The sequence below is a fragment of the Sulfitobacter sabulilitoris genome (assembly GCF_005887615.1).
Lineage (GTDB): Bacteria > Pseudomonadota > Alphaproteobacteria > Rhodobacterales > Rhodobacteraceae > Sulfitobacter_E > Sulfitobacter_E sabulilitoris.
Map to the genome: position 1 here is coordinate 1 of NZ_VANS01000013.1, position 13,100 is coordinate 13,100.

7 protein-coding genes are annotated in these 13,100 nt (G+C 66.3%); 3 read left to right on the forward strand and 4 right to left on the reverse strand.

Features of this window, described 5'->3' with window-relative positions:
- From FDT80_RS18670 to FDT80_RS18685, 4 genes are all read right to left on the reverse strand, one after another.
- On the reverse strand, positions 1–4,159 hold a 4,159-nt coding region (locus tag FDT80_RS18670), incomplete at its 3' end, for a glycosyltransferase family 61 protein (RefSeq protein WP_138663847.1).
- 56 nt (positions 4,160–4,215) lie between these two features.
- On the reverse strand, positions 4,216–5,325 hold the full coding sequence (locus FDT80_RS18675; protein ID WP_138663848.1) for a DegT/DnrJ/EryC1/StrS family aminotransferase: 1,110 nt from the start codon (positions 5,323–5,325) through the stop codon (positions 4,216–4,218).
- 4 nt (positions 5,326–5,329) lie between these two features.
- Positions 5,330–5,767: a sugar 3,4-ketoisomerase gene (locus FDT80_RS18680; RefSeq protein WP_138663849.1), complete on the reverse strand. Its 438-nt coding sequence runs from the start codon at positions 5,765–5,767 to the stop codon at positions 5,330–5,332.
- A 111-nt stretch (positions 5,768–5,878) separates the two neighbouring features.
- Complete coding sequence (locus FDT80_RS18685) at positions 5,879–6,850, reverse strand: replication initiator protein A (RefSeq protein WP_138663853.1); 972 nt, start codon at positions 6,848–6,850, stop codon at positions 5,879–5,881.
- Positions 6,851–7,510: 660 nt separating this feature from the next.
- Between FDT80_RS18685 and FDT80_RS18690 the strand changes: the two genes are divergently transcribed.
- The 3 genes from FDT80_RS18690 to FDT80_RS18700 form a co-directional block, all read left to right on the forward strand.
- Positions 7,511–8,917, forward strand: coding sequence for an AAA family ATPase (locus FDT80_RS18690; protein WP_138663850.1), 1,407 nt, complete (start codon positions 7,511–7,513; stop codon positions 8,915–8,917).
- A gap of 91 nt (positions 8,918–9,008) precedes the next feature.
- Entirely contained in the window at positions 9,009–10,034 is a 1,026-nt protein-coding gene (locus FDT80_RS18695) for a ParB/RepB/Spo0J family partition protein (RefSeq protein ID WP_138663851.1), read from the forward strand.
- A gap of 77 nt (positions 10,035–10,111) precedes the next feature.
- Positions 10,112–13,100: glycosyltransferase family 61 protein (locus tag FDT80_RS18700; protein ID WP_138663852.1), on the forward strand; the 2,989-nt coding region annotated here is incomplete at its 3' end.

The window sequence follows — 13,100 nt, forward strand, 5'->3', positions numbered from 1 at the left end:
CCACCGCCCGCGCGGCCTGCGCGCGCTCCGCCGCATCCTGGTCCGCGAACGCCATGAACCCGGACCGCAGGTTGCGCCCGTAATCCGCGAAGAACCGATGCGCCAGCAGCTCCGAAAGCGCCGACCCCTCCGCCCCCGCAACACCCGATACCGCCCCGCGCCGCAACCCGGACAACCGCGCCGCAAACCCCCGGGGCGTCCCGCCGGCAACAACCGCCCAAGACCCCGTCAGAACATCCGCAGACACACAAAGATCAGACAATCCAGACAAAATATCCGAAACTCCAAACGGAAGGGGGGCGTCGCTGCTCGAAAAGAAAGCCGAGATGCTGTCGAGGGGCAAATTGAACTGCGCCTCGCGGGGCGGCAGGTTCAGTCCGGCACTGCCCTGCACCTGCCAGCCCGCCAGGCTGATCACGGTCGATCCCGCCAGGCGCCCCAAAAGGTCGGCGCGGTGAAAATCGGTGCCCGGCGCATTGCTGAGCAGGACAAAGACCCGGCACTGCGGGCGGGCAAAGGCCAGCGCGGCCACATGCGGGCCATCCGCGATCACGATCTCGTCGGCCTGTGCGACCTCGCGGATCAGATCGCAAAAGGACATGGCCTCGGGATGGCGCGAGGAAAAGCCGAACCCGGTCAGGGCGTCGGTCACCTCATCGAGGTTCAATATGCCGCGTTTGGTCTGGCGGGCCGCATGCAGGAAAAGACGTTTCCCGGCGCCGGATGCCCCGGCAAGCCCCATGCCCCGGGCAAGGCCGCCAAGACGCCGGATCAGGGCAGGGTGCAGCCGCAGCGCCGCGGGCCCCGGCTGCGCTGCGGGGTCATCGTGCATCCGGGGCGTGGCCAGCTGGTTGGCCATGCTGGCCACGAAGAGTTGGGCGACCTTGACGGCGGAGCCGCGCGCGACTCTGAGGATCGGATGGTCCGGCAAGGCAAGGCGCAGTGCCTGGTAGCACTGGACCGGCAGGTCATCCTCGGTCAGGATCGGCGTGCCGGATGGCGCTGCCTCGGCGGCCACCAGGGCGCGCGGCAACACCTCGAGCACAAAATGCTCGAACTGACGGCTGCGGCTGCCGCAGGCCAGGATGGCGCGGCCAAGGCCCTGCTCGGAATGCAGATGCCGCAGCAGCACGGCATCCTCGCGCCGGGCCACCAGCGCCGTGGCCGGCCGCAGGGCAAGGTCGGCCTCGGTGGCTTCGGCGGTGTCCGGCAACGGCCCCTGTTCGGGTCCCTCGGCCCACCAGCCCTTGTCGGCGGTCAGAAACCCGTCGTTCCCGCCAATCACCGTGGCCGCCGGCCAGTGCGCCGTCGTGACCTGCGGCGCGGTGTAATCGATGGCTGGCGGCGCCAGGTAGGCTCCGGCAAGCACGGCGGGACGCGGCAGCACGACCTCTTCGGCGGCATGGACAAGGCGGGCATCGGGCGGCCCATCGCCGGGCGCGGCCAGCGGGCAACTGCGCACCTGCAGGCTGGGATGCGGCGCGCCCCAATCGGGATGGATCGCGGCACGCAGGATCGCCTCGGCCTCGCCCTTGGCGGCCCTGGCCGAAAACAGGGCCCGCGCGGTCTTGAGGCCCATCGCGGTCTGGGCCGGGTCATGCGGCAGAACCGGTCGGAACGCCCCGGCGCCACGGGCGACGTAATCCAGCAGGGGCGATCCGCCGTCTGCATCCCGCAGGTAGCGCCGGTAGTAATCGTTGCCGTCGAAAAACAGATGCGGCAGCCGTCCTTCGTACTGGCCATGCGACAGGTAATGCAGCAGCGGATTGATGTCGGCCTTGACCACATCGGGGCTGTTGACAAGGTAAACCTGGGTGGAGAACCACGGATGCGCATCCAGATTGTCCGAGATCGCCCGCTCGGTGAAATAGCGTGTCGGGTGCTCGCCGCTCTGTGCGACCCAGGGGGCCTGCGCGAGAATATGCGCCACGCTGACCAGCGGGTGCGTGTCGATCCCCTCCAGCCGCCCCTGTGCCATATCCATCAGGATGGGACGGCGATTGCGGATCAGGACATCCGGTCGGCGGCGCGCGACATGCGCGGGCTCCACCAGCGGGTGGGGGCCACGATCCGCGCGGTTGCCTTCGATGAGATGCGCCCACAGCAGGTTGGGGGCCGCACCTGCGTAACGCGCGCCATCCGCTTCGCAGAAATGGGCGGGGTCGAACAACAGCGCGGGGCTGGGCTCGTCGGCATCGGCACCGGGGCGCGACAGCCACCGGATCAGGGCCGCCAGCGTATCCCCGCCCCATGTCTTCAGCGCATCCGCTTCGATCAGGGGGTGCGGCGACAGCCCGCCCGCCGCGCCGGTGTCCAGAAAATGCAGCAACAGCGACCGGTCCTGGGGCGGCAGGTCCAGCGCCTTGGCGTAGTGCACCGGATCGAACAGTGGATGGGGCGGGATGTCGGCCGCCTTCTGCGCGAGATACTGCTCGAGGATGGTTGCCGCATCCCCGTCTGCCCCGCTTGCGGGCCCATCCGCCGGGGACCCCGCGCCCGGCAGGAAACGCGCGCAATGGGCCGGGACGAACAGCGCATGCGGCACGTGGCCCCGCCGTTCCCCGAACAGGGCGTAATGGGCCAGCAGGCCCGTTGCGGGGCGGTCGCCCGGCGCCAGATTGGCGGCATAATGGCGCGGATGGAACAGTGGGTTGGGCGCGCGGCCCTCGGCTTCGCCCCAGCCCAGATAGTGATCCAGCGGATCCCTGCCCGATTGCGCGACGTCCGGGTTCTGGCGCAGATACCACGCTTCATCAAAAAGCCGGGCCGCCGCCGCCCGCATCTGTGCCTTTGACAGGGGCCGCCGCAACGGTCCTTCGGTCACATCCATAATCCGGCGCAGCCTGCGGTCGAATACCGGGCCTGAAAACCGGCGCCGGACCCAATCGCGGGCCCGCCTGAGCACGGCATCCCGCCCGGACCGCGCCTGGACGACAAGCGTGGCGGGATCCTGCCAGATCACCGCCGGTACATCGGCCGTGTCCACCGCTGCGGCATCGGCATGAACCGCCACGAGCGTCGCGGACGACACCGCCTCGGCCAGCCCCAGGGTTTCGATTTCGGGCAGCGCCCCCAGGAACAGGGTCACACGATACCAGCGCAGCGCATTGGCGATGGAGAGTTCCGGTCCGGTGAACGTGATCGCGTCACGGTCCAGCCCCGCCGTGACCAGCGCGGTGCGCATCACCCGCTTGACCCGCGGCGCGACGGGCCCCAGATGCACGTGCCGCCCCTGGCCTGCCTCGAGCACCGGGACAAGCCGGGCGGCAAAGGCCGCCGCGTCGGACACTGTCATCGCCTGCAGGTCGGCACTGGTCGCCGTGACCAGCGCCGTTGAGGGCACGAGGTCGCCAAGCCTGTGGGCCATCACCGCCCGTGTCAGGCGCAGCCGGTCCCGCAGGTGGCGCAGGCCGGATCGCACCAGGATGCGCCGGCCCTGATCCCGCCGGATCGGGGCGACGTCTGGTAAAGTCCGGGCCGGGCGCAGATCTGGCATCAGGCCGGGGTCAACGCCATGTGGCAGCCGCGCCATGTGCAGGTGCTTCCGCACCCCGAGATCGGCAAACGCCGCGCGCAACAGCGGCTTTTGCGCGGCAACCGCCACCAGATGCGTGGCCTGCGCCACCTGCGCCGAGATCAGGTCGGGCACCAGCCCGGTCGGACCGCCCGCATGATGGAGGATATAGAGCCTGCGTCCGTAGTCCGGGATCAGCATCCGTGCCGCGAGCCCGGCCAGCACATCGCCCGGCCGGGCATGGATCATCACCCGTTGCGCGACGAGAGTCCGCAGCCGGATCCGCAGCCATTCCCAGCGGTCCGGCAGACCGGCCGCGGGATCGGCCCGCAGCACGAACGCCCCCTGCCCCGTCAGCAGCGTTTGTATCTTCGCGTCGGGTTCCGCGGCGGTGAACACGATGACATGGCGCTCGGCGGGATATGCGCGCAACGTCATCAGCAAGGCCGCCTGCTGTTGCACCGGAACGTCGCTGGGCGTCACCAGATGGATCGTGGCCGGGCGATCGAACCCGACCGGATCGATCTCTTCCGCCGTCTCCGGGGCCAGCAGATCGGACAGGCGGGCATAGGCGGCGTCAAGATCGGCGAGCGCCGGCGCGCCCTCCCCCTGCGAGACCGCCGTGACCAGGGCCTCGACCGCCATCGCGGACTGTCCCGCCTCGCATGCCGCGTCAAACGCGGCCAACACCGCTGGGCGCGTCACAGGTTACGTACCGTGTGCTCGACAATAGCCGCGATCCCGGCCGCGTCCTCGACCGACAGATGCGGTCCGATGGGCAGGCTCAGACACGTGGCGCAAATCTCTTCCGTCACCGGGAACGACTGCTTGCCATAGTCCTGCGCGAAGGCGCCGCTGTGGTGATTGGGCTGCGGATAATGCAGCGCCGCCTGTACGCCACGCGCCGCCAGCGCCGCAAGCAGCGCATCGCGCCGGGGATGGCGCACGACATAAAGATGCCACGACGATTGCGTGTCGGGCGCCAGTTTCGGCGTCCGCAGCCCCGGCACATGCGCCAGCGCATCGTCGTAGACCGCCGCGATCTCGCGCCGCCGCGCGGTCCAGTCCTTCAGGTGGCGCAGCTTGACCGACAAAAAGGCGGCCTGCAAAGGGTCCAGCCGGGAATTCCCCCCCGCCACGTCGTGCTGGTATTTCACCCGCGCGCCATAGTTGCCCAGCATGCGCACCGCCTGGGCCAGATCGGCATCATCGGTCACGACGGCCCCGCCATCGCCGAACGCCCCAAGGTTCTTGCCGGGATAAAAGCTGAAGCCGGCAACGTGCCCGAGGGAGCCCGCCATGCGATTGCCGTCGCTGGCGCCATGCGCCTGTGCGGCATCCTCGATCAGCAGCAGGCCCCGCGCCTCGGCGAGGTCCCGCAGCCCCGCGCAGGGCACCGTGGCCCCATAGAGATGCACGGGCATGATCGCGCGGGTGCGGTCGGTCAACGCCGCCTCGACAAGGTTCAGGTCGATGTTCATGGTGTCGGGGTCGGCATCCACCGGTACGGGTGTCGCACCGGTCTGGGCCACGGCCAGCCAGCTGGCGATGAAGGTGTTGGCCGGCACGATCACCTCGGCCCCCGGTCCGATGCCATGCGCGCGCATCGGCAAGATCAACGCATCCAGCCCATTGCCCACGCCCACGCAATGCGCCGCGCCGCAATAGGCGGCGAATTCGGCCTCGAACTCCGCCACGGCGGTCCCGCCGATATACATGCCCGACGTCATCAGCGCGCTGTAGGCCTCGTCCATTTCCGGCTTGAGCATGTCATAGGTGAAATGGACGTCCAGAAAACGGTACTCGCGCATAGGCTCAATCCTGCTGCTTTTTGCCCTGACGCACCCAGGTCAGGAAATCTTCGTATTCGTAAATGTAATCGTCCACCTCGTAGGGGCGGGAGGCCAGAACACACACCACGGTTTCGGGCATCACGAAACGCAGCCTGCGCCACATGCCGGGCGGCACATACAGCACCTGGCCCGGAGTGCTGAGCGTGAAGGGATATTGCTGGTTGCCGTCATTGAGCGTGATCTCGGTCTGGCCGTGCATGCAGATCATCAGCTGATGCAGCCGCTTGTGGCCATGTTCGCCGCGCACGGCGCCGATGGGCACATCGTAAAGATAATAGATACGGGCGATATCGAACGGCAGGGCCGCCCCCTCGAGCACGCCCAACGAGCCGCGCCCATCCACGAAGGCAGGCGCATCCAGAAGACGGGGAACCCCGGCGTTTTCCGTCGTATCCTGCATCTTGTGGATCTCCCGATACCGTGCCTGAAAATAACCGCGTAAAGTCGACAAGAAATCACCGTCTGCCGCAAGGCCTATACGCTGGCGGGGGTCGCTCTTCAACCGGCAGCGCTAGAATGCTCCGTCCGCGATACGCTTGCGCAGCCAGCCCAGAAAGGCCGCATCGGGAGAGCGCAACTGGCGCCGGCCGCTGCGCAGCCACAGATCGTGCCAATCGGATTGCACCGCGTAGATGTCCAGCCCCGGCACGAGCGCACGCGCCTGCGACAGCGTCGCCTCGCGCAGCACCGGCAGGTCGCCGGGCGACACGACCACATCGCGGCGGGTGATGCGCACGATGTCATCGTCTTCCTCGGACAGGAGGTAATCGGGCAGATGATTCGAACGGATCATGTCGCGGATCATCTTGCGAAACACCCGCAGGGGGCTGGCCGATCCGGATTTCTTGCACAGGGTCTCCATCGAGACGCGCCAATCCGGCTGTCGGCCGCAATGTTTGCGCGCCAGCTCATAGATCCGCCGCTCCAACGGTTTGCGCAGGGTGAAATAGTCCCGGCTGAGCGTCAGCACCGACTTGGCCAGCACCGCCTGGAACAGCCATTCCGACAAGGTGACCATCACCTGCACCATGCGCCCGCCGCGCGTCCGGCGTACGATCTGCCAGTTTTCGATCAGACCAAAACCGGTGGTGGTTTCGGTCGCCCCCGTCACGATATTTGTGGTGATCCGGGTTCCGGCCAGCCGTTCGAACGCATCGCGCAGGCGCTGGTAGCCATCGCCGCTGGTTTCGCGCCCCGTGGCCACCAGCAGGTCGCGCGCCGTCAGGTGCACTGTGCGGCTGATCGCGCGGCCCGCGTTCAGCGCCGCCATCAGCTGGCTGATGCAATAGATCAGGATGTCCTTGTCGAACAACGTGGCCAGCCCCCGCACCGAGGGCGTCACGGTGATGGCGACATCGTTATGGGTATAGTTCAGCACCCGCAGGTCCGGGCGGGTCGACAGGGAAAACAACGGATGCTCCATCGAGGCCATGTCGTCCTTGGGCAGTGCATTGAGAATGTCGCAGACAAAGAAATCGGCCATCGGCCGGCGCGCAGGCGCGGTGCCGGGAAACGCCAGGCTGCCCTGTTGTAAGGCGGCACGCCGCCCTGATTGATCCTGTGCCATCTCTGCCGCCCGGCCCTGTTGTCTGCATCGGATGTCTTGACCGCACCCTGACCCGAACCACGACACCGCGGGTCCTGTTCACCCCCCAAGGACCCCCATCAACCGCATGAGACGTTCCGCAAGGCATGAGACCGCTTCGTGGTTTCAGTAACACCCAGCCTATGACACCCCCCCTGCCCGGTCCAGCAAAAGCCACAAGGCCCCGCGCCGCAAACGGGGTTTCGGAGTCGCAGCAGCGTGGTTTCAGAGTCGCCCCAACGTGGTTTCAGAGTCGCAACGTCCAGGAAAAGCGATAATTACCCCAAGCAAACCAGACAGATAGCCCGTCACCGATGACCCTTAACTATCAACTAACGTACATTAACAGAAGATTTTCTGGTCAAGAGGCCACCGAATGTGCCCAACTGAGCCCATGCACGGCCACACGGCGGGTTCGAATCCCTTGAAAACAGCCTGAAATCCAGATTTTTATCATCGACCTGCGCACAAAGCTTACATGTGCTATGAAAATGGGTATATTGCGAAAAAGTGCGCACATCGAAAGGCGCATCCGATCGCGAAAGGACGCGCCCGCCGATGGCATCACAGCAGCCCCCCCCGTCGCAGGCGGCCCCCCTTCCCCCCTATTTCAACATCTCTCCCGATGCCGCCCTGGCCGAGCTGGGCGACAGCGTGACCACGAGTGACTTCGCGGCGATTGCAGAGGCCTGTGCGCGCGGCCGCGACGACCTTGCCTCGCGGGGGCTGAACGAGGAGGGGCGCAAGACGCTGCGCCTGTTTTCAAGCTGGGAGATCACCCGCTACCTGATCCCGATCGCGACCGCCCATTTCCGCCGCGTCCTCAAGGCAAATCCCGATCTGCCGCAAGGCCGGTCGGAAACGGAAGGCGGGGCCAAATGGTTCTCTCTCGACGAGGTCCTGCGCCTGCGCGCGCATTTCGCCGCCGAGGGATCGAAATCAAAGGAATACCGCCCTTACCGCCCCAAGGGATTGTCGGCGAAAATCGTGGCGGTCGCCAACTTCAAGGGCGGGGTCGGCAAGACATCGACCGCGGCGCACCTGGCAATGTCGGCGGCGCTGGATGGCTACAAGGTGCTGACCATCGATCTCGACAGCCAGGGGTCCATGACCTCGATCTTCGGCGGGAAGGTTGCGGATGAATGGAGCACCGTTTTCCCGTTGCTGGCGCGCCACTACGCCAGCCATCTGCAGGGCGACAACCGTCTGCGCGCCGATCGGGGGGAGCCGCCCGTACCGCTGGACGATACGCTGACGGAGGCGCTCAAGATCCGCAGCCGCGAGTTGATCCAGAACACCCACTGGCCGAACATCGATCTGATCGGCAGCCAGTTGAACCTCTACTGGGCCGAATTCCAGATTCCGGTCTGGCGCATGCAGGGCCGTAGCTGGAAGCTGTGGGATGCCCTGACCGATGTCTTGGCCGAAGACGGTGTGCTTGACGACTATGACCTGATCTTTGTCGATACGCCCCCCGCGCTTGGCTATCTGACGATCAATGGCCTTGCCGCCGCCGACATCGTTCTGGTGCCTCTGGGGGCTTCCTTTCTGGAGTTCGACAGCACGGGCCGCTTTTTCGACATGCTGCATTCCACCTTCCGGTCGATCGAAGACGGCGAAAACCTCGCGGCGCGCGCACTTGGCCGGTCGGAGCTGAGCTTCGAATGGGACGCGGTGCGGACCATCGTCACCCGGTTCGACGCCGTTCAGCAAGGTGAAATGGCCGGGCTGATGCAGGCCTACATGGGGCGGGCCATGACCCCCCAGCGCCAGGATTTCACCGCGCTGATCGGGCAGGCCGGAGAGCAGGTCAACGGTATCTACGAAGCGGATTACCGGGATTTCAACCGTGATACCTATATCCGCGGGCGCGAGACATTCGATGCGACCTATGCCGCCTTCAAGCGGCTGTTGATCGGGATCTGGCGGCGGGAGGAACTTGCCGCGCAAGAAGGCGAAGAATGACAGGCATGCCGCCAGAGGTTTCGCGCGCGAAACATTCATGGGCTCCGGACCGTCTTGCGGCATGCGGGTCTTTTTCCACAAAGGAGAGCTTATGGCCAAGCGTAGACGTCTGAACCCGCCGCGCCTTGACTATTTCAGGGGCCCCGATGCCGAGTCGTCGCCGCTTGGGCTGCCCGGTTCGGTGCCGCCGCCGATATCGCGTATCGCGGGCGATGCCGCCGCTGCCGGCGCGTTGCGCGAAGTCGCCGAAGAGATGACCGCCGCCCGCAACGATGGCCGGTTCCTGTTGCGCCTGCCGCTGGACCGGATCGATGAGACCTGGCTGGTGCGTGACCGCATCGGCACGGATCCGGAGGCGCTGGAAAACCTGATGTCGAGCTTGCGCAGCCATGGACAGCGCAACCCGATCGAGGTGACGGAAATCGCGCCTGACCGCTACGGGCTGATCTCTGGCTGGCGCCGCCTGACGGCGCTGCGGCGCTTGCATGCCGATCTGGCAGGCGAGCCCGAACAGGCCCGCTTTGCCACGGTGCTGGCATTGCCAAGACAACCCGAGACCGCCGAAGACGCCTATGTCGCGATGGTCGAGGAAAACGAGATCCGGCTGGGATTGTCCTATTTCGAGCGGGCCCGGATCGCGGCCAAAGCCGTCGAGGCAGGGGTCTTCGAAACGGAGAAACTTGCGCTGCGAAAGCTTTATGCGTCAGCCAGCCGGGCGAAAAGATCCAAGATAGGGTCTTTTTTGCGACTCTATCACCTCTTGCAGGACCACCTTCGGTTCGCCTCTGCCCTGCCGGAGCGATTGGGCCTGGCCTTGGCGCGGGCACTGGATGCCGATCCGGCCCTGGGGGGGCGGATCGCCGGGCTGCTGGACAAGGCGGCCCCTGACAGCGCCGAGCAGGAGCAGGCCCTTTTGCAGGCAACGCTGAAAAAGGCATCGCCGCCGCAGACCAAGACACGGCAAGGTGCGGCGGCCGGAGATGAAATCCGCCCGGGCATCGTGTTGCGGACCCAGCGGCCGGCTTCGGACGGAGCCGAGGGCAAGGTGACGCTGACGGGCAAGGGGCTTACCCCCGAGATGCTGGAAAAGCTCCGGCACTGGCTCAGCGAATGCTGAAATGTTTCGCGTGCGAAACATCTGGCAGATGTGATACCCGGCTTTAGTCCGGATCCGGATGTCTTGGCGGGTGACACATGAGCAAGGATGATTTCGCGGATGGCGCAGGGCCGCCTGGGCCGGTCGGGGCGCAGGCGCGGCCCGGAAAGGACCGCGATCTGGAGACGACCGCGCTGCGGCTCGAAGCCTTGTTCACGAAAGTCCGCGCCGCGGTAAGCGCCGGTGTCGGCAAGGGCGGGCTTGAACTGCCGGGGATGGACGCATCGTGTCGCGCGCTTCTTGCGGATGCCGATCTGCCGGCCCTGTCGCGGGGGGACGACCGCCCGGCGCCGGGGGTGGAAAACCTTTACCTCGTGACCGAGATATACCCCGCAGGCGGTCACAGGCTGCTGCTGGAGCAACTGATCCGAAGCCGCCCGCAGGATCGCCACACCGTGGTGTTCACGGGTCTTCTGAACCGGACCCGGACTTTCAGCATGACGCGCATGGCGGACCTCGGAGTGCCCGCTGTCGCCCCCGACCCGCAGGCGGTGCTTTGGGACAAGTGGATGTGGCTGCGCCAGCGTCTGGCCGCGGAGGCCCCGCAACGCGTGTTTCTCCTGCATCACTCCGAAGACGTGCTTGCCACCCTCGTCGCACAGGAGATCGCGCCCGCGTACGGGCGCCGTCTGATCGTTGTGCGCCATGCCGATACCGTTGCCAGCCTTGGCGCCGATTTGATGGACGCGACCCACCTCGCCATCCGTCCCGCGCAGAAAGCCGCCCTCGCACGGCGGTGGCCCGATCTTGGCCTGCATCTTCTGCCCTTGTGCTTCGATGCCGATGCCCCTGCCCCGCGGGTGGTTGCCGAAACCCCCGTTGTCCTGTCGCGTGCAACCGACTTTGCCTCGCGCCGTCTGCGCTTGCGCCGCTCTGCGCGCGAGTTGCTGCGACAGGGCGTCTGGGCGGGCCGCCGCGCAAAATTCTCGACGCTGCACCGCGTGGTGACGCACCGCAGATCCGCTCCCGACCCATCCGGCGCCCTGGTCACGGCGACCTGCGGCACCGAGCATAAATTCGCGTTGACCGGCCCCTTGGCGCTGCCACGGGTGCTGGTCGCCTGCCTGCAGGCCAAAGCGCGGCGGCACGTCCATATCGGGCCGGCCTCACCCGCCCTGAAATCCGCCTGTTACGCCGCGCTGCGCGAGGCGGGAATTGCGCGTAACAGGCTCTGTTTCGCGGGCGAAGTCCCCTCTGTCGCGATGGTCCTGCAATGGCATCGCGTGGGATTGTTCCTGGGGTCCTTTCCGGTGGGCGGTGCCCTGTCCCGCGCCGAAGCCGCCTGGGCCGGAATCCCGATCGCCCTTCTGGACCGAAAGGCAGAGGACGATACGGCCCGCTACATGAGCGGAACCGATTTCGCGCCGGAACAGGTTTTGCGCTGGACCGGTATCGATGATCTGACCCGAAGCCTGGAAAACGATTTGTCCCCGCAGCGCAGGGCCATGTTGGGACGGGCCTCTCGGGAGTGGTATGACCGTCACCTCTCTCCCGAACAGTTCACCAAGTCTCTTGATGCGCTTGTACAGAGCCTGCCTTCCCTCTCATCAAGCGCTTTTGCATCGTCCGGAGCGAATTCCCCCGGCGCGGTCCCTCGGGCGATCGCGTCCGGCGCGCCCCTGGTGGAATGCCTTCCCCTGCGCTTTGGCCCTGAGGCGGGTCAGGCCGCCACCCCTATTCATCCGGCCAGTTCCGTGCGCGTGGCGCGGCCCCGCGTGGTCGCGACGGGTCATATCGCACAGGAATCGCAAGTCTGGGAAACGCCGCTGGTGCGCGCCGCCTGCTGGACGGACGCCGTTGCCGTCGGCGGGGCAGATGGCTTTGTCACGGATGGCGGGGCCTGGATCGACCCCGGCCTGGAAGGGTTTGACCCACACCACATCAGACTGCGCAATCCCGGGCCCGTGCGCGACCTCAAGGCGGGGCGCGTGGACGTGGCGCGGCTGGCTGCCGTCGACTGTATTCCCGCCGCCGTTCTGGCCTGTGGCTGCTATAGCCACAACTACTACCATTTCCTGCTCGAGGTGTTGCCGCGCGCGCTGGCGGCCGCCCGGATCGCACCGTCCGGCACGCCGATCCTGACCGAGGATGACCTGCCGGTCCAGTGTTACCAGGCACTGCGCCTTGCCTTGCCGGACCATCCTGTTTTTCGGATCGCCCGCAACCAAAGTCTCACGGTAAACAGGCTCTATTCGGCGGGAATGGGCACGATTGTGAATGATACCCTGGCCTCTCCGGCACCGCCGCCCGCGATCGCTTTGCGCTATCATCCTTCGCTCGTGGCGGAACTTGCGTCGTTGCGGAAGGCGGGGCAAGGCGGTGAGAGCCCCAAACGGCTGTTCTTGTGGCGGGCGTCACGGGCGCGCACTCTGCGCAACGCCGTCGCGTTGCGGCACAGGCTCGAAGAGCGCGGCTTTCATGTGGTCGATACGTCCAGCCTGTCGTTTGCCGATCAGATCCGTCTGATGGCCAATGCCGAAGTGGTCGTCGCCCAAAGCGGTGCGCAGCTTACCAACATCCTCTTTGCGCCGCCGGGCTGCCGGGTGATTGCCTTGTTTTCCGATGCGCCGGGCATCAACTATCGCCTCTGGTCGGCACTGGGCGGGCTTCTCGGCCACAAGGTCATCAATATCGCGGGCCCCCATGTCCACGGGCCTTCCGGCATTCATGCCGATTTTTCGGTGCCCGAAGATCTCCTGTTGCCCCTGATCGATGTCGATCTGCCGCACCCCCTTCCGTTTGGAGTTTCGGATATTTTGTCTGGATTGTCTGATCTTTGTGTGTCTGCGGATGTTCTGACGGGGTCTTGGGCGGTTGTTGCCGGCGGGACGCCCCGGGGGTTTGCGGCGCGGTTGTCCGGGTTGCGGCGCGGGGCGGTATCGGGTGTTGCGGGGGCGGAGGGGTCGGCGCTTTCGGAGCTGCTGGCGCATCGGTTCTTCGCGGATTACGGGCGCAACCTGCGGTCCGGGTTCATGGCGTTCGCGGACCAGGATGCGGCGGAGCGCGCGCAGGCCGCGCGGGCGGTGG